The following is a 19,832-nucleotide window of genomic DNA, read 5'->3' as shown; positions in this document are numbered from 1 at the left end:
GATAGCCGCGCCAATCCATTTCAAGCGCGTGGCGCTTGAACGTTCAGCTCCCGTCCGGGCGATGGCTTTTCTGTTTCTCCTGCCGGGCTGGTGCTTTCCCGCGAAGCTGGTCGAGGTAATTGTAGACGGTGAACCGGGTGACCCCAAGGTGCGCGGCCGCGAGATCGACGCTCGAGCGGATCAGAAACAGCCCGCGATCGTTCATGTGCCGCACGGCTTCCATCTTGTCTTCGCGGCCCATCGCCGCGACCGGCTTCTCGGTCGCGGCTATGCCCGACTGGATGATCTCCTGCACCAGGTCGTCCACGCTGGCGCTCTCGGGCTCCACCGGCTCCTGCGGCGCGCCGCCGATGGAAGCGAGCAATCCCTTGACGACGCCGTCCAGTTCGCGGAGGCGGCTGTGGTCGGCGTTCACGCAGAAAGCTGCATATGCCTCGCCCTTCTCGTCGCGCAGGATGATGCTTGTCGAATCCAGTTCATGACCGAGCCGCGAGCGCGTGCGGTAGTCGCTGACGATCGAGTAGGATTTGCCAGCCTCTGCGAACTCTCCCGACATCAGCTTCTGGAGACCTAGATCGTCAAAGGGACCGCTGATGATCGGGCTGCCTATGGAGCGGCCGGTGATATGGCCGTTGGCGATCGCGACGACGGAATGACCGGGCTTGGAGAGGTCGTGCAGGACGACCTCGACATTGCCTCCGATAATCTGCTGCATGCCTTCGACGACCCATTTCAGGGTTTCGATCACCAGTTCACGTTCCCGGGCATCCTTCGGGCTCATCAAAGCGACCATTCCTTTCAACTCGCGTCCGAAACCTCGACGACCAGCTCGATTTCCACAGGCATTCCCATGGGCAGCGAATTCGTGCCCACGGCCGCGCGCGCATGCCGGCCACGGTCTCCCAGCACGTCCACCAGCAGTTCCGATGCGCCGTTCATCACGAGATGCTGCTGCTCGAATCCGTCATCGGAATTGACATAGCCGTTGAGCTTGACGATCTGCGTCACCCGGTCAAGGTCTCCCACAGCCGAAACGATGGCGGCGAGCGCGTTGATCGCCGAAAGACGCGCGGCGGCGATGCCTTCTTCCACGGTCATGTCGCGGCCCAGCTTGCCGCGCGCGACGATCCTGCCGTCGATGATCGGTCCCTGGCCGGAAATGTAGAGTGCGTTGCCCATGAGGCGTGTTGGCACGTAGGCCGCCAGTGGCGCCGATACCTTGGGCAGTTCTATGCCGAGTTCCTTCAATCTGGCTGTGGGGGTCATCAAGACTGTTCCTTCTGCAGGTCGCGTAGAATTTCGCTGAAGCGATCGATGTCCGCCGCCGTGTTGTAGAAATGAGGGGAGACGCGGAGGAATCGGCCGCGCGGCTCCACGCTGACGCCCCGGGCGGCCAGACGTTCTGCCGTGCCTTGCGGATCGGCGCAGGCAACGGAGGTGATCGCCGCCGCCGCGTCGGGTGTCACGAGCTCGACCCCGATATCGCGGAGGGAAGCCCGTAGATGCGCCCGCAGCACCGCGTTGCGTTCGTAGACGACGTTCCAGCCGATCCGCTCCAGATAGGCGAGTGAATCCCGCAGCGTGACGAGGCCGGGATAATTCACGTGACTGTAGCCCAGTTCCCGCGATGGCTCCGGGTTGGCGTAGCCGCGCATCACCGGGATAAGCTCCTCGGCCAGGCGTGGCGCGACGATGCTGACCGCCAGCCCGAAGCCCGAGATGAGCCATTTGAAGACCGCGCCGACATAGGCGTCGGCAAGTCCGGCCTCGACCGGCGTCGCGCCGAGCGCCTGGATCCCGTCTACGATCAGGAACGCGCCCGCATCGCGGGACACGCGCGACAGGACCGCTAGGTCTAGCTTCGTCCCGGTTTCCCAATGCACGTGGGAAGCGAGCACGATGCGACTGTCGCGTGCGGCGGCCGCCAACGCCTCGGTTCTCATGGCCTCTTCCGGAACGGCCACGGGGACGAGCGTTGCACCCCGCGCGACAAGCAGTCGCGCAACCGCCTGCACGGAAGGAAATTCGTCGTCGCACAGCACAACCCGGTCGCCGGGCGAAACCGGCAGTGCCAGGGCAAGCCGGTTGAGGGCTTCGGTCGTGCTTCCAGCGAAGCCCACCGTTTCTGCCGGCACATGCGCCATGCGGCCGACCTGGTCGCGCACGTCGGCGATGACGGACCGCCAAAGGTCGCGGCCGTCGAAGCCCTTGCTGTACATCTCGTCGAAGAACCTGCCGGCGGCTTGCCCCGCATCGCGGCGCGATATGCCAGTGGAGGCGGTGTTCAGGTAGACGCGCTGATCGAGATAGGGAAACTGTTGCCTGACGCCCTCGACATCGAAACTCATGGCAGTCTTCCTTGACGGTTTAGATCGAATGTCATCGCGACCGCTTCAGACGCTTTTCGAGCCGCTGGCCGTAGCGGGACATGGCGAAGCAGAAGGCGAAATAGATCGCGGCGACGAAGATGTAGGCTTCCGCGCCGAAACCCTGCCAGGCCGGTTCGCCGATGGAGCGCTTCGCCGCGTTCAGGAGGTCGAATATCCCGATGATCATCACCAGCGACGTGTGCTTGAAGAACGCGATGCAGAGGCTGACGATGGGCGGTAGAACGATGGTCAGCGCCTGCGGCATGATGACCAAAGCGGTCATGCGCCAATAGCCGAGACCGAGCGATTTCGCCGCTTCGTATTGCCCCGAAGGCACGGCCTGCAGCCCGCCGCGAATGGTCTCGGACAGATAGGCGGCGACGAATATGACGATGCCGAGTTGTGCACGCAGCAGCTTCGATACGGTCAGCCCCTCGGGTAGGAACAGCGGAAACATCACGCTCGCCATGAAGAGCACGCTGATCAGCGGGATGCCGCGGATTATCTCGACATAGAGCGTACACAACGTGCGCACCGTCGGGTTCGTTTCGGACGCCCGCCCCAGCGCCACCAGGATCGCAAGCGGAAAAGCGAGCGCAATGCCGAATGTCGCCAGCATCAGCGTGACCGGCAGGCCGCCCCAGAGGTCCTCCGAGACCGGCCGCAGCCCGAAGACGCCGCCGCGCATGAGAATGAAGATCGCCGTCAGGCCCGCTAACCAGACGGCAGCTATCTTCCAACCCCACAAACGGCGATCCACCGAAACGACGTAGAGTCCGATGAAGGCCGCGATGCAGATGGTGGGACGCCATTGCTCGGCATAGGGATAGAGGCCGAACAGGATGAAGCGGTATTTTTCGTGGATCAGCGCCCAGCACGCGCCGGCGGTTTCCGCGCGGCAGAGTTGCGTATCGGCGATGCTCGATCCCGGCAGCGTCCAGATCGCGCGCAACACCGCCCAGTCCAGGAACCGGTATCCGATCCACACCAGAACCGTAACCATCACCCCGGTCGTGATGCCGGAGGTCCACGAACTGAAAAGATTGCGCCGCGTCCAGGCGAGCGGACCTCTTTCGGTCGGGGGGCGCATCACGACCTCGTCGCCGGCTTCGGTAACGGCGGGTCCGCCGGCGATGTTCGACAGGCTGGTCATCGCGTCACCAAGGCGACGGAGCGGTTGTACCAGTTCATCAACGCACTGACGGCGAGGCTGATCGTGAGGAACGCGGCCATGATGATGGCTATGCCCTCCACCGCCTGGCCGGTATCGCTGATCATGGTGTTCACGATCGCCACGAGGTCGGGATAGCCCACCGCCACCGCAAGCGAGCTGTTCTTGGTGATGCCGAGATATTCGCTGGTGAGCGGCGGCACGATGATGCGCAATGCCTGCGGCAACACGATCTTGCGCAGCGTCTTTACCCGACTGAGACCGAGCGATTCCGCCGCTTCCCATTGTCCCTTGGGAACGCCGAGTATGCCGGCGCGCACGATTTCCGCCACGAAGGCGGACGCGTAGATCGACAGGCCTATGACGAGCGCGGAAAGCTCCGGCGCGAGCGACGATCCACCGACGAAATTAAACCCGCGGAGCTCAGGCACGTCGGGGGAAATGCGCGTGCCCGACAGATAGAGCACGGCCGCCGGGCCGATCGCCAGCAACAACACGCCCGCCGGAAGGAACGAGCGGGATTTCAGGCGCTCGCTGCCGAACCGATTTCGCAGGTAGACCAGCGCGACGAGCACGGCGCAGCCAAGCGCGAACGCGCCGAGCGCAAGTCCACCGCCCTGCGCTTCGATCAGCGTCGGATAGCGGATGCCGCGATTGGAGATGTAGAGCCCTTCGACGACCGTGATCGCGTTGCGCGGGCTCGGCAATTGAAGGAGCATCTGATACCAGAACACCAGTTGCAACAACACCGGCACGTTGCGGATCATCTCCACATAGGCTCCGCAAACGCGCGCCAGAAGCCAGTTCGGCGACAGTCGCGCGATCCCGATCAAGGTCCCCGCAACCGTTGCTGCAACAATCACGATGAAAGACACCGTGAGCGTATTCAGGATGCCGATGAGCAGCGCGCGTGCATAGGTGTGAATGCCGGGCACGAATTCCAGCCAGCTATGCGCGATCGGCATGTTGATCGGCCGGAAGAGGAACGCAAAGCCTGTCGTAATGCCGCGCGCCCGCAGGTTCGCGAGCGTCGTGTCGATCAGAAACCAGGCCAGCGCGACAATGCCGAGCACCAATGCCGCTTGCAGGGCGAGCGAGCGCAGATCGGCCGCTCCCGCAATCGGACGCCGGTTGGATTTGGAAGCTGAACGCATAGGCCGGTCGCTCTGCTGGTTGGGAAGCGGCAGCGGGATGCCGTTGCCGCCTCTGGCTCTCAGCGGAAGGGTGGCGCGTATTGCAGGCCGCCCTTGGTCCAGACATTGTTGTAGCCGCGATCGACACCGACCACGTTGCGGGCCCAGACCTCGCCAAAATTGCCGACCTGGCTGATCACCGTCTTGCTGAAGTCGTTCGACAGGCCGAGCGTTGCTCCGAGCTCTCCTTCCATGCCGAGGAAGCGGCGGATGCGCGGATCTTCGCTGTCCATGAAGCTTTCAACGTTCCCACTCTCGATGCCGAGAATTTCGGCGTTGACCAGCGTGTAGTGCGTCCAGCGAACGATGTCGAACCAGCGCTCGTCGCCCTTGCGAACGACCCCGCCGAGCGGCTCGGCCGTCATGCGCTCGGGCAGGATCACGAAATCTTCGCCGGCTTCGCCCTGCGATGCCTTGAAGCCTGCCAGAGACGAACTGTCGATCGTGTAGACGTCGCAGCGATCGGCCAGGAACGCGGCGCGCGCCTCCTCGCCTTCCGACAGCACCACCGGCGTATAGGTCATGTTGTTGGCGGAGAAATATTCTTGCACCGTCAGCTCCGAGGTGCCCCCCGTGAGCATGCAGATGCTGGCACCGTCGAGTTCGAGCGCGCTGTTCACGCCGAGTGCCTTCTTCACCATGAAGGCCTGGCCGTCATAGTAGTAGATGCTGGGGAACTGGAGTCCGAGCTGGCTCTCGCGCGTCATCGTCCAGGTGACGTTGGCGAACAGCACGTCCACCTCGCCGGACTGCAAGGCGGTAAAGCGCTGCTGCGGGGCGAGCAGCACCCATTGTACCTTTTCCGCGTCACCGAGCGTCGCGGCCGCGACGGCGCGGCATTGGTCGGCATCGATGCCGCGCATGACGCCCTGGCTGTCGGGCAAGGAGAAACCGGGGCTCGTGCCGATCACGCCGCAGATCAGCGTGCCTCGCGATTTCACCGTTTCGAGGGTCCTGGATGATGCCGGCGACGCGTCTTGCGCGAACGCGGAGGATGCCGCGAGCATGCTGGCCGCAAGCGTACAAATTCCTAAAAGCGTGCTGTGTTTCATGGTGTCGCTCCCTTGGGACGGCATGGCCGTCTTCAGCAGACAACAACACTTCGTTGAACAAATCAACATTTTGTTGATTTGTTCATTCCTTTGGTGCGCACAGCCGTCGCTATGTGTCGAGACTTGGCTTGCAGCGCGCCAAGCCAAGCCTGCACGCCAACCATCTTGCCGAACGAAAAAGCCGTCCCGTCAAAGAGCGCCGTCGGACTCCGGCACGGTCATCGTCGAGGGCATGAGCATTTCAATTGGCTTAAGCCAAAAGTACCGTCACGAGCTTCATTCTCATGACGGCACTTTCGGTTTCGACGAGGATCAATACGAGCACGGGGCCATCAAATTGGCAGAAAAATTGTTTTTAATCAGTGTATTAGATCAAATTCCAGCGCGTGTTCGGATACGCTCGAATACGCTAAAATCATTCCCACTCTATTATTTTTTCCGCCCTAAGCGGCTGATATGTCTATGAAAAATAAAATTTCCGGATGAGTATACCGCGAAAGATCCCGTCAAAAACCTAGCCTTTTGATTTTGCTGGGTTTTCAGGCGCACACCTAGCTGAAAAAGTTTCGTGAACTATCGGCATTTATCGGCCGCTTCGGAGTGAGACATACCGCAAACGTCGAATCTGGTGCGCCGATAAAATACCGTCAAAACCGGCGAAATCAATGGTCCTACCTCGAACGTGGATCGGTGGGCTGGAATTGAGCACATTGCATGAACGACAGAGGTTGAGAGGGTGAATACAGCTTCTGGGGAAGAGCTTTACGAGCAGGTTTGGCCCAAACCTATGACCAAAGTCGCCGCAGACTATGACGTTAGGGGTACTCTCGCCAACTTGGGCCACCGCTCAGTCAACCTCTACACACCGATGACGCGCTGCGCCGATTTGGCCGGGGCAAGCCATTTAGCCGCGACGCGCTACCGTAGGATTGAGGTGAGCAGGTCTCGAATCTTCGCGGAGAAAATCTCGTCATCGACACTGCGACCCGTGGTGACGAAGATGACTTCGTCGAGGAAGCGTGCGAGCATGATCTCAAGTTCCCCTCCCCGTTCTTCGCTCGCCGCCAATGCCTCGATCGCATCCGTCCTCGCGAAGACCACGATGGGTGGCTCCTCTCCCTCGTTTGCGATGATCCGGGCTGTCGCTACGGGCTTGTCCTTGAGGCCTTCACTAAAAAAGTCCGCGACCATCTTACTCTCGACTGCCTGGTCGAAGACGTGAACGTCGATCGCGGCTCCCTCTTCTAGCAGGTCCGGCGCGAGAATGTCCGAGAGCTCGTCCGCAAAGGCATCGACGAAGGCTCCGATCACCACCGCCACAAACATGGACTCAGGCTTCTTGGCATCGGTGCGCACGGTGAAAAGTAGGCGCTGCGTGCTGCCCAGACGAAGGACGAGGTTCAGATCGTCATCGGGGCGGTGACGCACCATCATATTGTCCAGCCCGCTCACGCAGATTCCGGTCAGCGTAAGCAATTCCGCGGTGGTGAAAGCGCGATGTCGACCAAAGCCGAGGATGGCCAGCAAAAGCATAGACCCTAGCGATCCCTGCTTTCTTAGCCCGCGCTTCTCGTCGACGGCGAGGAGGCACCTGACCAGACAATCGAACCAGAATGCCCCATTCTGGCCGGGAAGGAAGGAGCGGACCAGAGAGCCGAGGACGCTGGGTGCGGCCGCTTTTGGGCAGCGCGTGAGCGCCACCGTCATTGCTTCGACCCAAGCACGCGACGCCTTGAGATCGCTCCGGCCATCGAAAGCGAGCGCTATCAGCGTCTCGGGATCTTTCTCCTCGGCGATGAACGGTACGAAGTAGCGCAACAGGCGCTCGGCTTCGGCACGATCATCCCCACGCAAATAGCCGCTGATGGCGAGCGCATAGCCGGACATCGCGTCACGGTCACGACCCTGGAATCGGTGGGCATCTCCCCGCTCCTCCAGGGCGAATGCCTGCTCGACCCACGCGTAACTGTCTGCCAAGAGACCTGCGGCATGAGTCGCATACTGCTCGGCGCGCGCTGCGAGCATGCGCCTCTCCTCACCCTCCGCCGCTGAGGCGGCTTGATTGTCCACCGACGCGAGCAAACGCGAGCTACGCCCCTCGATATCGGGCCTGCCCACTGACTGACCGAGCTTGCCGCCTTCGGCATAGGCCGCTCTAGCGCCATCGAGATCGTCCGCATCGCGTAGCACGTTGCCGAGCATGATCTGGTTGATCGCCACCAGATATCTGTCGCCCAGCTCCTCGCCGATGGCGATCGCCTCGCGGGCCATAGCTTCGGCTTCCTTAAACCTTTTCTCGATACGGAGGCGCGGAGTTTCCAAATTGCACAGCCACGCGCGATGACGAGGCGAATCGGGCTCGTCAACCTCGAGCTCGGCGCGGAGCGCCTCGGCTTCGCTTCGCCCTTCTTTCGAGGTTGTGAGCGATGCGATGAGATTGCGCGTCGCGATCTCGAGGCCATATCCATCCCCCAGCTCCGCGAAGATCTCCCGGGCGCGGCGAAAGATCGGCGTGGCTGCGTCAGTGTCGTTCACGCTCAGATAAGCGACGCCCTCGTCGAGCAGCAGTCGCCCCTCGCGATCCTTGCGGCCCTGCACTCTCGCAACATCGCGAAGCGCACGAACGCGCTCGAGCGCTGCTGCCGATGCCGAATGCCTGAGATCGATTGAGGCCTGGAGCAGATCGATCATCTCTCCCGCTTCGAGATCGTCGATCTGTGCGGCGGTTTCGCGCGCTTCCTGCAATAGCAGCTCGGCCGCTTTCATCCTACCCTGGTTCGCGCGTGCTTCGCCCAGTGCTATCAGGACCGAAACAAGGCGGCCCTTCTCCGAACGCGACCGATAGTAGTCGACAAGATAATCGAGCGCATCGATCAGGTGTCGCGTCGATCCGCTGAACACCGCCTCCGACGCGGACCGATTAGCGAGCCGTGCCACTCTCTCAGACATTTCGCTTCGACGCAGGCTGAAGGCTGCCCAGGATCGTCCGGTTCGCGCGAGCCGGTTCGACAGGCGGTCGACGAACAGCCCATGCAATTGGGGGCGCTCAAGGACAATCTGCCCAATCTCCTCGCGCAGACTCTCGTGGACGAAGCCATACCCGGCCGCGGTCTCCATTAGAAGATCGTCCATAGCGGCGACATGCTCGGTTATCTCGGTCGCCGTCGCGGCCGCACTGCCAAGCAGAACCTGCATGTCGGATAGGGTCAGCATCACCGGCGCAAGCGACAGATAGCCGAGGATCTCGCGCGGGACGGCACCGAGCGAGTCGTAACGCTGGCTACCCGTCCCAGTCCGCGCTTTCATGCGAAGGATAAGCGGCAGATCACCGGGGTGGGCCGGGACCGATGCTCCGGCGAGCACACGCAGCGCCACCAACTCGTCGCTGGTGAAGCCCGGCACCAGCAACTCGTCTCCGGTCGCGCTTTCCGGTTTTTCTCGCGTAGCGAGCACCACCGAACCGGTGCCGCTCTGCGCGAGACAGGCGCCGAGCACTGACCAGACCGCGTCGGCATCCTCCGGATCGTCTAGTACCAAGGGCCAGCCATTGCCGTGTCGCCAGCGCGCAACCAGCATGGAGCGGACATCTTCGAACAAGGGTGTCGCAAGTTCCGGTCCGCTCGCGATCCCCAGCCGCTCGGCCGCGGCGAGCAGTGCCGTGCGGGCGTCCATGCCGCGCGCGTTGACGTAAGCCGCGGCGCGCTCCTGCGACCATTCGGCAACGAGCGCCGTCTTGCCCGCGCCCGATGCCCCCGTCACCCAGACGATCCGAGCCCTTGCGGCGGCCCGCGAAAGTTGATCGAGTAGCCCGTTGCGCCGGACGCGTAGCGCGCCGTCGCGGAAGATAGCGGCGAGCGTCGCGCTCGCCGTGCCGACGGTCGTCGACGGGGTTTGAGCCCGCGTGACCCGGTTGGTGACCAGCGCCGTCAGGTCATCACGAAACCGCGCCTCGAGATCCTCGCCGTCATCGAAGAAATAGAGGACGTGCGGTCCCCCCATCATCTCGCCGACCATCGCCTCCAGCCGAGCGTCGCGGTCTGGCGTGGATTTCAGCACATAGGCCAGGAAATCCTTGCTGAGCCGCTGCGCCTCCCGGAACTCGTCTTCAAGCCCGGAGACGGTCATCCCCTTAGCTTCGTCGATCCACCCATAGGATTTGCGATAGATGCCGAGGACGATGTGCGAGTCCTGGAGCTTGCGCAGATAGAAGTCGCGCGGTGCCTCCGCTCGTGCGCCTTCGCGCTCGAATTGGACAGGTTCAAAATTGAGGCCTCGGATGGCGGCACGCGCGGCTTCCCGCTCTGTCGCACATTCCCCGATTGCTGAACTGATGAAGACCCGCAGGCGATCAGCTGTCGCGCGCTGCAGGAGCGGGTCAGCCATAGCCGAGCTCCCGAATGCGCTCGATCCGCTCAGCAGTCGCGTCCCCGATCTCGCGGTTTGGTTCGAGGCGCCGCAACAAGAAAGCGGCGTCAAGTCCTATCTGGGCGCTAATCTGATCGTTCGGGATGGCGGTGAGATCAACCTCCATCGAGGCCGGCTCCAGCACGCAGTGACGAACGGCGTTGATCATGGCGAGGCGCTTGCCCGCGCCGCTCGGCTGATAGGCGAGAAAATCGGCCGACCGAAGATTGCAGATCGCCTGCTCGACCTGCCACCTGGAGCATCCCAGCGCCTGCGCTTGCTCCATCAGCGCAGCCCCCGGGTGGGTATTGCGGAGCACATGCAGCGTCTTGGGCATCGACGCCGCAAGCCGCCGTTCGCGGGCGCTAGCGAGGCTCACGGGATCCTGTCGTAGGGCTGGCGGCCAGCCGGGATCAGGACCATTCTTAGTCCTTGCCTCAAATTCTGCCTCAGTTCTCGCCATCGTGTGCGGCGGCCGATGCTCGGGCCGCCGATAGACTTCAATGCCGGGAAGGAGAATGGCGTTATCCCAATTGGGCGTGAAGGCGAAGTCGCGACTGCCGCCTCCGCGCGAGACGCCTTCCGGCATCTCCGCGACGATCAACCACAGCGGCGCGACCGGCTGCTCGGCATAGTTGGCGAGTTGGTCGAGCATCCGGTGCCGCGAGTCCATGCGCTTGATGTGGCTCGTCACCATCATCAGCGGCTGACGGACAGTGTCGATGCCAGAAACACGCCAGCGCAGGAGATCTACCTGCTGCGAGATTGCGAGCACATAGCCAGGCCCATCGTAAGCGATTTCGATACGGATGGCGTTAGGTCCGGATAGCGTGGTCCATTCCTTCAGCAGCGCGAGCGCGGACTTCATTCCGCGAACGTTGGAGCCGACGAGTGTTATGAAGGGCACGCCATCGGGGATGATGCCATAGCCGCAGCCCGAAAAGCCGCCGGCGGCTAGGCGCCGCGACAACTCCATATTGGCCATGACCATCTCGATGGCGGGCCAGCCCCAGTCGTAGCCGCCCGCATCTCTGATGAGATCGTCGCGCTCCGCCGACTGCCGATCGGCTCCCTTCGCTTTTTTCGCGCCCTTACCCTTTATCCCGGCCATTTCTGCACTCTGAAAGAGCTCGGCCAAATTGCCAAGGCCTGCTCGAACCAACAGATGCCTTCCACGAACTGCTGCTCAAACCGTAACGGTCGCGACAAACTCGCGACAGGATCCGTTAACGCCGCTGACGACAATGAGTAGGTAGATGAAATCAAGTTGAAGCTATGAGGTTTTCGTTAATTGGCGAATCTGGCAAGTTCGAATGCTCATGCTAGCTTTGCCACGAGGGGGAGGCAATCGCGTGTTCATTCAAAGAGTCATTATAGAAAACTACCGCTGCCTGAAATCGGCAAACGTTTCTCTCAACGAAAAACTAAACGTCATTGTCGGAAACAATGAATGTGGCAAGTCGACTTTGCTGGAAGCCATCCATCTCGCTATGACAGGTCAGCTCAACGGTAGACCTCTGCTCGTCGAGTTGCATCCGTATCTTTTCAACATTGATCTTGTTGAAGCGTATATCGAGGCGTTGGAGAAAGGCACGTCTCCGGAGCCGCCCCGTATTGTCATTGAAGTTTATCTCGCTGACGACTCTACCCTCACAAAGCTCAAAGGCGATAATAATAGCCTTGGCCTTGACCAACCCGGCGTCAGCCTTGTCATCGAACTCAATCCCGCTCACGCAGAAGATTTCGCACAATACGTTTCTGAGCCCTCAGAGATTCGAACGCTACCAGTGGAGTACTACTGGATCAAATGGCGCGATTTCGCCGAGAACGAAATCATCAATGCCCGCGGCATTCCACTGCAGACCAGCCTGATCGACGCAAGCACAATCAGGAACAGCGCTGCCGCCAGCCGATACGTCGTCGATATCGTGAAGGAGAGCCTGAGCCCGAAGGAGAAAGTAGACCTGGCGCTGAGTTACCGGCTGATGAAGGATCGATTTCTTGAACAGCCGAAGGTCAAAACGATCAACGACGCGCTTGCGACCAAGAAGGGTGGTATCAGCGACAAGGTGATTTCGGTCTCACTCGACACCTCGGCCAGGGCAAACTGGGAGGCTGGCATCATGCCGCACCTCGACGACATTCCCCTCCCCCTTGTCGGCAAAGGCGAGCAGAATTCGGTCAAGATCAAGCTCGCGATGGAGACCTCAGCGAAGTCGCACATCATTCTCATAGAGGAGGCTGAGAACCATCTCTCCTACGCAAGTCTCAGCGAGTTGATCGGCCATATCTCGGCAAACGCCGGTTCGCGCCAGATTTTCATCACGACGCACAGTAGTTTCGTCCTCAACAAACTGGGCGTCGAATCGGTTCTCCTCTTCCAGCGTGGCGAGGGCATTCGTCTCACAGATCTCAAGGATAAGTCGACGCAAGACTACTTTATGAAACTGCCGGGCCATGACACCTTGCGGCTAATCCTTGCGAAGCGCTCTATTCTTGTTGAGGGTCCGTCAGACGAGCTCATCGTCCAGCGCGCCTACGAGAAGCGGCACGGCAAGGCACCGTTGGAGGACGGCGTTGACGTGATCTCGGTAAACTCGCTTGCCTTTAAACGCTTCCTCGAAATTGCCGTACTGCTCAAGAAAACGGCCGACGTGGTGACGGACAATGATGGGAGCGTATCGGCGCTCAAGACAAAATACGCTGACTACCTCGGGTCGGCTATTGTCACTATCCAGTATGATGACGACGAGAGCCTCAACACTCTCGAGCCTCAGCTTCTTGCCAAGAATGGGCTCGCGACCGTCAACTCGGTCCTGGGCCAATCATTCTCGAATGACGCTGCAGCCCTAGCATACATGGCAAGTCATAAAGCCGACACGGCACTGAGATTCTTCGAGACCAGCGTTGATTGGTCGCCTCCGGATTATATCGCCCGTGCCGTCCGCTAGTCGCATCATCATCTCGGCAGCCGGTGGAGGGAAAACCACTCGCGTGGTCGACCAGGCACTCGCCTCCGATCAGGGCATCACTGCCCTGATCACCTACACGCGTAACAATGTCCGCGAAATCCAGCTGAAGGCCTACAAGCGTCGGCCCGTCATTCCATCGCACGTTGAAGTTCTGTCTTGGTACACCTTTCTGCTCAGAGAACTCGCCCGTCCATACCGTTCGGCGATGCATAAGCACCGCATCGACGGCATTCATTGGATCGAGGGAAAATCAGTCCCCTATATTCCCGCAACGAAGACCGGTGCGCACTACTTCGTTGATGGTAGCCGAGTCTATTCTGACAAGATCGCGAAGTTCATCTGCGAATGCGACAAGCGCTCCGGCGGCGCGATCATGCGGCGGCTCAAGGCTCGCTTTAGTCACCTGATCATCGACGAAATCCAGGACATGGCCGGCTACGACCTCGACCTGCTTGAGCTTATTCTTAGGTCTGGAATCCCGGTAACCTTTGTCGGCGATCACCGTCAGGCCACCTTCTCGACGAACAACGCCCCAAAAAACAAGGGTTTTGCCGGCCCGGCAATCATCAAGAAATTCGAGCAGTGGAAGAAGGCGGGATTGGTCACGATCGACTACGAGTGCCACACCCATCGCTGCAGCCAGGTCATTGCCGATCTTGGCGACAGCTTCTTCCCTTTGGAACCGAAGACAATTTCCAAAAACACTGAGGTCACCGATCATGATGGCGTGTTCCTCGTCGCGAGTGCGGACGTAGGCGCTTACATGACCGCGTACTCCCCGCAGACGCTTCGATATTCCGCCAAGACCAAATGCGCCCCCTATAACGCGATGAACTTCGGCGAGGCGAAGGGCCTCACCTTCGATCGAGTGCTGATTTATCCCCACGGTAAAGCAGTTTCCTGGCTGGCGTCCGGAAGTCTCAGCCACGTCGAGAAATCAGCGGCCAAAATGTATGTCGCCGTGACGAGAGCGCGCTTCAGCGTCGCATTCGTGTTCGACGGGAAAAAATGCGGAATACAGGCTGAGCGCTGGGCTCCTTGATGGCGGCAGCGCTACCCTGTGTGACATCAACCGTTCGCCGTTTCGAAAAACGGACCACCTAACTGATTGAAATAAAATGGCCTCTTCTTGGCGTTGAAAAACGGAGCCGCCCAAGGTAGTTATATTAATAAATTAAGCAGTGTGACATAGGCTCATGATTTCCGTCGCCCAGTATCTTACAGAGCATGGCCCGTCTCGATCCTCGCGGATCGTAGAGGCATTTGTCACCGCCGGCCTGACACCCGAGGCCGCACGGCAGAGGGTTTCGCGCGCCAATGAACCGGTGCGCCGGTTCCCGGTTCCCCTGTTGCCGAAGCGGGAGGCGTTCCTCTACCTGGCAAAGGATCGGAACAGGGACAATTTCTGGCTGAACTTCATACGCGACATGAGGGAGTCCGGCTCGATCTATGCCGCAGCAATTGACGGGCTGATCGCCCGCGGAGGTCTCATCCAAGCCGCGCAGTTTCCAACGATCAGCGGCGCACCGGTCAATCCGACGAAAGGACAGCTACACGTCGACACAATCGCCAAGCGCCTGCGCGCTGCCGACTTTATGAAAGAAGTGTGGGATGCCGATGAAGGTGCTTGCTATCAGTTGGCATACTCTCTCGCCGAGGGCAGCTTCGCCACTATGCGCGCCCGTGATCTCACGGAACGCATTTTGCTCGACGGGTTGCGCGAATGGTGCCGTAGGATCGGTTTTGCGAGCTATAACTCGATACGGATACGAGGGGACGCCGAGTTGAAGGCAATCGGACCGTTTCCCTTCGATCTCGCAGGACCGAGCTATTTGCTCCCATTGCAAGGTGGCCCGGCAAAACCCGGCTTCGTCGTTGCTGACGTGTTTGCTGAAGGCATGCTGACGGCGAACCAGATCCAGTACTTCATCCGCAAATCAAGGGTGCTCAAGTCGACGTTCGGCGATATCCGTGTGTTATCGATCCTCGTAGCGGAAGCATTCACCGGCGAAGCGCTGACCGCAGGGCATGCGGCAGGCATTGTCATGGCAACGCCGAAAGACCTGTTTGGCAAACGCGTCGGGGCAGCAGTCTCTTCGCTCTGCGAGGTGCTTAAGAACGCAGCAAAGTACTCCTCATCAAGCCCCGAGCGCTTAACTCTGCTTCTCGATAGTCTCTTTGATATCGAAGGGCGAAACGGCAATCTTCGCGGCGTCCTGTTCGAACTAGTGGCCGGATATTTGGCGCGGCGTGACGCGGCGTCGATTGACATGAACATCAAGGCAACGGATCCAAGCTCAGGGAAGACGGCCGAAATCGACGTTCAAAAAATCACGCACCAGACCAAGTCCGTCACGGCGATTGAGTGTAAGGGCAAGGAGCCGGGCGGGGTTCTAAGTTTGGAAGAAGTCGAAACCTGGCTGAAGAAGATTTCTATCGTCAAAGCTCACTATCGAGAACACAACAGCCTGCGCGAAGCCCAGCACCGCTTCGAAATCTGGACATCGGGCTCCATCGCTCCCGAAGCTTTGGCGAAACTGGCCGAGGAAAAAGAAAAGCGCATCAAGTCGCCCATTGACTGGAAGGACGGGCGGGCAGTTCTCGATCTAGCCAAGCTGGAAAAGGAAAAGGGCATTGTGGACGCGCTGAACCAGCATTTCCTCGTGCATCCTCTCGCTGCCGTTGCGAAGAAGCTTGAAGCAGACAAGGCAGTCGGACCGATACCTGCCGCATCGGTGCCCCAGGCGCCACCCGCTCAAAATTTACCAGCACCTGCTTACGATTTCGTGAGCCTAGACAGCGAGCTGGATAGGCCCAACTAGGCTAGGAGCGTGAAGCATCCGATCGCTTCCTTGGCGGTTCCAATTGAACGCCCACTTGCCGGAAACCGACAACGCACGGGGAAATTCGCAGACCTTGAATGTCAGAAAAACATAGGCTATTTTCTGACATATGAAAACGCTGGTCACATCGGTTCCCGATCGGATTATGAAGCGCGTCCGTTCTAGCGGTCGTGGCGGCGTCTTCACGCCCAGCGACTTCCTGAACGTTGCCGGACGCGCAGCGGTCGATCAGGCTCTTTCGCGATTGGTCAAAAACGGCGCGCTGCGTCGCCTGACCCGTGGCCTGTATGATTATCCCAAGCTTCATCCGAAACTCGGACAGCTCTCGCCCACGCCCGATGACGTCGCGCAGGCGTTGGCGCGTGAGACAGGATCACAGGTGCAGATCGCAGGCGCTCGAGCCGCAAACGCCCTCGGCCTGACGACGCAGATGCCAGCGAAGAACACCTACCTGACCGACGGGCCATCCCGGCGCGTGGTGCTGGGCAAGCGCGTGGTCGACCTCCGGCACGCATCCCCCAAGCACCTGATCGCCCCCGGCAGTCCGGCGGGCACCGTCGTTCAGGCGCTCCGGCATGTAGGTCCGTTGCGCGCCACCGATGTCGCGCAGGTCGCGGCGCATCATCTGTCGGCGTCCGACAAGAAGACCCTCGCGGCCTCGGCCACTCAAGCTCCCGCCTGGATGCGGCCTACGCTCGCCTCGATCGCCAGCGCAGATTTGGTTGGAAGCAATGGATAAGGTCGCCCTGCTTCCGACCGAGGACCGCGCCGCCCTCTTCGGGGAAACGGGCGCGGCCCGCGGCATGGCGAACACGATCGTCGAAAAGGATTTTTGGGTCTGCTGGACGCTGAAACGGCTGTTCGCGGTGCAGGGCAAGGATACCGCCTCGCTGGTCTTCAAGGGTGGCACGTCGCTGTCGAAAGCCTTCAACGCCATCCACCGCTTCTCCGAGGATATTGATCTCTCCTTCGATCGCGCGGATCTCGGCTACACCGGGGACCGCGATCCCGAGCGGGAAGGGCTCAGCAGGAAGAAGACCAGCCAGCTCATCGACCACCTTGTGATCGATGTCGAACGGCATATCGCCGACAAACTACTTCCGGCACTCCGCGCCGCGATCGTGGAGCATCTTGGCGAGCCTGGCGCCGGAGCATGGTCGCTGGAAATCGACCCCAATGACGCGCAGACGGTGAACTTCCACTATCCCACCGCGCTTCCCGCGACCGAATATGAAAGCATCGGCTACATCACGCCGCGCGTGAAGCTGGAGATGGGCGCGCGCGGAGATCCCTGGCCGACCGAAGAAAAGACGATCCACCCCTATTCGGCGGAGGATTTTCCCGATTTCTTCGACGCGCCGGATGTCGCCGTCACCGTCCTGTCCGCCCGCCGCACCTTCTGGGAAAAGGCCACGGCGCTCCATGCGGAAGCGCACCGCCCGCCGGATTCGCCGATGCCGCAATATTTCTCCCGTCACTATTACGATCTCGCCATGTTGCTCGACACAGCCGAGGGCAAGGCGGCCGTCGCCGACTTCGACCTGCTGGCGCAGGTTGCGAAGCACAAGGCGACTTTCTTTCGATCGGGCTGGGCCAGCTACGACACTGCTCGACCGGGGACGCTGCGGCTCATGCCGGACAAATCGCGTGTGAAGGACTTGCGCGCCGACTATCGAGCAATGGCGCCGATGATGTTTGACGAAGCCCCGCCGTCGTTCGACGACATACTGGAGAGGATTGCGGCACTTCAGAAAGCCATCAATAGATAGATGGATAAAGGGGCTGTGCAGCCCGATCGGAGATCGAACTTCGGCACGCAATATACTCAAAAATCGCCACTGATCGGGCCAAAACGCCTGGCGAACCGCGAGCGTCACGCGAGGATAAGCCCTTGGATAGCAGTCAAATCATCGAGAATGCGATCAGAAGACTCGCAAATACCATGAGAATTTACAGTGAAGCGCATATGCGCTTCGGCGATCTGTTCAAGATCGACGCCGAAGAAGCGATCGACAATATCGATCGCTTTTTTGAAATGATGCTTGAGAGCTTTCATACACTCTATGATGTATCGAAGCATCTCTTTCCGTATTTCGACCACGGGGACACGGCCCTTGTGATCGCAGTACGAAACGCGATCCATCACCGAGACCACCCGTTGTTTCGAAGCCTTCAGCGACGCCTGCACCTCGATAGAGGTGGAGTGGAACGCTGGCTCGGCGCCTCCTTTTTGCTCGCAAGCCACCCCACGCTGCACGGTGCTCCGGTCCGAATGTCCCACCATGTACGATTGGACGACCTGGACGCGCGGCTCGATCCTTCACGCGCATCGCCATATCTCGATACCTTTGTGAGGGGCGCGACGGCCACCGCACGATTTTCGTTGATCGACTCGCAGCTCGGGCTTCCAGCGATCCGTAAATTTCGTTCCCAGCACCGATACCCTGACGACCAAACCTATCTCGATCTCGTGCCGATTTGTGTCTCGGCCATTTGCAGGGTGTTCCAGGCAATGAACGCCGCGGGCATCAATTTCAGAGATTTCGACGCCAGTACCTATGTCGGTCCGTTCACTACGGAAATCGCGGTCGATCTCTCCAGTCAAGACTTCAAGCAATTGCGTTTGCGCGGTTGGGGACCGCTGGACCTCATCCCTATTCCCATCGAGGACAGGCATGAACACGGAGCCGAGTGAAGGAGGAAAGCCTTCCCCCGCGGCCGAGTCGAAGTCTCGACCGCCCCCTTCTGCGGGGGCGCAGGCGTAAAATTACGATGGAACAGGAAGACGATTTTCTCGCCTCCAAATATGTCGAGTACCGCAAGGCTTGCAGGGCAGCCGAGGCATTTACGCCCTTCATGCCCTATGGCTGGTTCAAGCCGCCCCAGACAGTCCGGCTGGATAGCGAGTTCGGCCTTCAGCGAATGGCCTATCGCGATCTCGCGGATGATGCCGCACGCGACCTTGCAAACGGGATCAATCACCTGATCGGCCTCACCATGCGTCTGGAAGCATGGGGCAGCGTCATCGAAGCGCTTGATGTCCAGCAGACGAACCAATTGCTGCATGAGTTCGTGCAGGATCTGGCTTCAACGGCGCTGCTCAGCCCATACACGCTCAAGGCCCGGTTCTTCTTTGCGGTCGCGCATCTGTCCCATCAGGCGAACCGGGTTTCCCAAGGAAGCGAGTGGGCGGACGATCTTGCCGCTCTGCCGGAGGATTGGGGCATAAAGGAAGAGGTGGCGGTCAAGGCCGCAAAGCCTTGGCGCTCCTGGAAGAAATTGAACCGGGCGCTCAACACCGTCGACATGGGCGACTACAAGACCGCCACGGATGATTTCCGGAGTAAGCACACCCACAGGTTCACGCCACGGGTCGAGCTTGGGCTATCCCAATCAATCAAGCGCATTTGGGCAAAGGGCGAAAAAGCGCCCTCTTATGGAATCGGCGGCTCGCCGCCGCTTAAACTGGACGCGGTTGTCCAGGAACTTAAAACCCAATGCGTCCGCCTGTCGGCCTGTTACGCCGAGTTTCGGAAACTTGTCGCGGAGCAGAGCAAGGTATTGTTCGGGAATACCGACAGCCCGCAAGAGTGAAAGTGCGGACGGGGCTTTGCCGTAACGGATGGAGGCCGCCTCCCCCTGCGTGAAACCTAAAGGCGATCAGGATTCACGGGGCCGGAGCTATCGGCCTTCACATCTTGATCCTGTCCTTGCGCCCGGCCACCGCTTTGCTCTGGCCGGGCCGGTTGCTTGGGGGCTCCGCCCCCTGGCGCGGTGCAAGGGATCGCTGGCGCTCGACCGGGACGGTCTCCCCAGCCTTCCGCGCGG

The 19,832-nt window shown here is 60.3% G+C and carries 16 protein-coding genes; 8 read left to right on the top strand and 8 right to left on the bottom strand.

What is annotated here, in order from left to right:
- Window positions 1-43: 43 nt before the first annotated feature.
- From XW59_RS03930 to XW59_RS03905, 6 genes are read right to left on the bottom strand one after another with little or no spacing between them, the layout of a single operon-like run.
- Window positions 44-781: a PAS domain-containing protein gene (locus tag XW59_RS03930; RefSeq protein ID WP_170990095.1), complete on the bottom strand. Its 738-nt coding sequence runs from the start codon at window positions 779-781 to the stop codon at window positions 44-46.
- 17 nt (window positions 782-798) lie between these two features.
- Entirely contained in the window at window positions 799-1,266 is a 468-nt protein-coding gene (locus XW59_RS03925; protein WP_047143467.1) for a RidA family protein, read from the bottom strand.
- On the bottom strand, window positions 1,266-2,348 hold the full coding sequence (locus XW59_RS03920) for an aminotransferase class V-fold PLP-dependent enzyme (protein WP_047143466.1): 1,083 nt from the start codon (window positions 2,346-2,348) through the stop codon (window positions 1,266-1,268). The genes XW59_RS03925 and XW59_RS03920 overlap by 1 nt, the downstream gene beginning before the upstream one ends.
- A 31-nt stretch (window positions 2,349-2,379) precedes the next feature.
- Window positions 2,380-3,522 (bottom strand): amino acid ABC transporter permease, encoded by a 1,143-nt coding sequence (locus XW59_RS03915; protein WP_137326977.1) that lies wholly within the window; start codon window positions 3,520-3,522, stop codon window positions 2,380-2,382.
- Window positions 3,519-4,694, bottom strand: a complete 1,176-nt coding sequence (locus XW59_RS03910; protein WP_047143465.1) for an ABC transporter permease subunit — start codon at window positions 4,692-4,694, stop codon at window positions 3,519-3,521. The genes XW59_RS03915 and XW59_RS03910 overlap by 4 nt, the downstream gene beginning before the upstream one ends.
- Window positions 4,695-4,753: 59 nt before the next feature.
- Window positions 4,754-5,674, bottom strand: coding sequence for an amino acid ABC transporter substrate-binding protein (locus XW59_RS03905; protein ID WP_246665993.1), 921 nt, complete (start codon window positions 5,672-5,674; stop codon window positions 4,754-4,756).
- A 64-nt stretch (window positions 5,675-5,738) separates the two neighbouring features.
- Between XW59_RS03905 and XW59_RS03900 the strand changes: the two genes are divergently transcribed.
- Window positions 5,739-6,251 (top strand): hypothetical protein, encoded by a 513-nt coding sequence (locus XW59_RS03900; RefSeq protein ID WP_136067921.1) that lies wholly within the window; start codon window positions 5,739-5,741, stop codon window positions 6,249-6,251.
- Window positions 6,252-6,703: 452 nt separating this feature from the next.
- Here the strand turns inward: XW59_RS03900 and XW59_RS03895 are convergent, their stop codons facing one another.
- Both XW59_RS03895 and XW59_RS03890 read right to left on the bottom strand, forming a co-directional pair.
- The gene (locus XW59_RS03895; protein ID WP_047143464.1) at window positions 6,704-10,168 is read right to left on the bottom strand and encodes a DUF4062 domain-containing protein; all 3,465 of its coding nucleotides are present in this window, start codon (window positions 10,166-10,168) and stop codon (window positions 6,704-6,706) included.
- A complete protein-coding gene (locus XW59_RS03890) occupies window positions 10,161-11,300 on the bottom strand; it encodes a hypothetical protein (protein WP_047143463.1) in 1,140 nt (379 codons plus the stop codon). The genes XW59_RS03895 and XW59_RS03890 overlap by 8 nt, the downstream gene beginning before the upstream one ends.
- A 202-nt stretch (window positions 11,301-11,502) precedes the next feature.
- On the opposite strand from XW59_RS03890, the gene XW59_RS03885 reads away from it, so the two are divergent.
- The 7 genes from XW59_RS03885 (at window position 11,503) to XW59_RS03855 (ending at window position 19,598) form a co-directional block, all read left to right on the top strand.
- Entirely contained in the window at window positions 11,503-13,140 is a 1,638-nt protein-coding gene (locus tag XW59_RS03885) for an AAA family ATPase (protein WP_246665992.1), read from the top strand.
- Window positions 13,141-13,183: 43 nt separating this feature from the next.
- A complete protein-coding gene (locus XW59_RS03880; protein ID WP_246665991.1) occupies window positions 13,184-14,203 on the top strand; it encodes a UvrD-helicase domain-containing protein in 1,020 nt (339 codons plus the stop codon).
- Window positions 14,204-14,357: 154 nt separating this feature from the next.
- A complete protein-coding gene (locus XW59_RS03875) occupies window positions 14,358-15,983 on the top strand; it encodes a hypothetical protein (protein WP_047143462.1) in 1,626 nt (541 codons plus the stop codon).
- A gap of 130 nt (window positions 15,984-16,113) precedes the next feature.
- The gene (locus tag XW59_RS03870; protein ID WP_246665990.1) at window positions 16,114-16,743 is read left to right on the top strand and encodes a DUF6088 family protein; all 630 of its coding nucleotides are present in this window, start codon (window positions 16,114-16,116) and stop codon (window positions 16,741-16,743) included.
- Window positions 16,736-17,773 (top strand): nucleotidyl transferase AbiEii/AbiGii toxin family protein, encoded by a 1,038-nt coding sequence (locus XW59_RS03865; RefSeq protein WP_047143461.1) that lies wholly within the window; start codon window positions 16,736-16,738, stop codon window positions 17,771-17,773. Before XW59_RS03870 ends, XW59_RS03865 begins: the two co-directional genes overlap by 8 nt.
- 122 nt (window positions 17,774-17,895) lie before the next feature.
- Window positions 17,896-18,699: a hypothetical protein gene (locus XW59_RS03860; RefSeq protein WP_246665989.1), complete on the top strand. Its 804-nt coding sequence runs from the start codon at window positions 17,896-17,898 to the stop codon at window positions 18,697-18,699.
- A gap of 77 nt (window positions 18,700-18,776) precedes the next feature.
- Entirely contained in the window at window positions 18,777-19,598 is an 822-nt protein-coding gene (locus XW59_RS03855) for a hypothetical protein (RefSeq protein WP_047143459.1), read from the top strand.
- Window positions 19,599-19,832: the final 234 nt, after the last annotated feature.

It is taken from the genome of Aquamicrobium sp. LC103 (assembly GCF_001014615.2).
GTDB lineage: Bacteria > Pseudomonadota > Alphaproteobacteria > Rhizobiales > Rhizobiaceae > LBCQ02.
This window is presented reverse-complemented; position numbering and strand designations above follow the sequence as displayed.

Excerpts from the sequence above, each read along its gene's own strand:
- XW59_RS03920 (WP_047143466.1), bottom strand. The coding sequence starts at position 2,348 with ATGAGTTTCGATGTCGAGGGCGTCAGGCAACAGTTTCCCTATCTCGAT.
- XW59_RS03915 (WP_137326977.1), bottom strand. The coding sequence starts at position 3,522 with ATGACCAGCCTGTCGAACATCGCCGGCGGACCCGCCGTTACCGAAGCC.
- XW59_RS03865 (WP_047143461.1), top strand. The coding sequence starts at position 16,736 with ATGGATAAGGTCGCCCTGCTTCCGACCGAGGACCGCGCCGCCCTCTTC.
- XW59_RS03890 (WP_047143463.1), bottom strand. The coding sequence starts at position 11,300 with ATGGCCGGGATAAAGGGTAAGGGCGCGAAAAAAGCGAAGGGAGCCGAT.
- XW59_RS03895 (WP_047143464.1), bottom strand. The coding sequence starts at position 10,168 with ATGGCTGACCCGCTCCTGCAGCGCGCGACAGCTGATCGCCTGCGGGTC.
- XW59_RS03910 (WP_047143465.1), bottom strand. The coding sequence starts at position 4,694 with ATGCGTTCAGCTTCCAAATCCAACCGGCGTCCGATTGCGGGAGCGGCC.
- XW59_RS03875 (WP_047143462.1), top strand. The coding sequence starts at position 14,358 with ATGATTTCCGTCGCCCAGTATCTTACAGAGCATGGCCCGTCTCGATCC.
- XW59_RS03925 (WP_047143467.1), bottom strand. The coding sequence starts at position 1,266 with ATGACCCCCACAGCCAGATTGAAGGAACTCGGCATAGAACTGCCCAAG.
- XW59_RS03885 (WP_246665992.1), top strand. The coding sequence starts at position 11,503 with ATGCTCATGCTAGCTTTGCCACGAGGGGGAGGCAATCGCGTGTTCATT.
- XW59_RS03870 (WP_246665990.1), top strand. The coding sequence starts at position 16,114 with ATGAAAACGCTGGTCACATCGGTTCCCGATCGGATTATGAAGCGCGTC.
- XW59_RS03900 (WP_136067921.1), top strand. The coding sequence starts at position 5,739 with ATGCTGGCCGCAAGCGTACAAATTCCTAAAAGCGTGCTGTGTTTCATG.
- XW59_RS03855 (WP_047143459.1), top strand. The coding sequence starts at position 18,777 with ATGGAACAGGAAGACGATTTTCTCGCCTCCAAATATGTCGAGTACCGC.
- XW59_RS03930 (WP_170990095.1), bottom strand. The coding sequence starts at position 781 with ATGAGCCCGAAGGATGCCCGGGAACGTGAACTGGTGATCGAAACCCTG.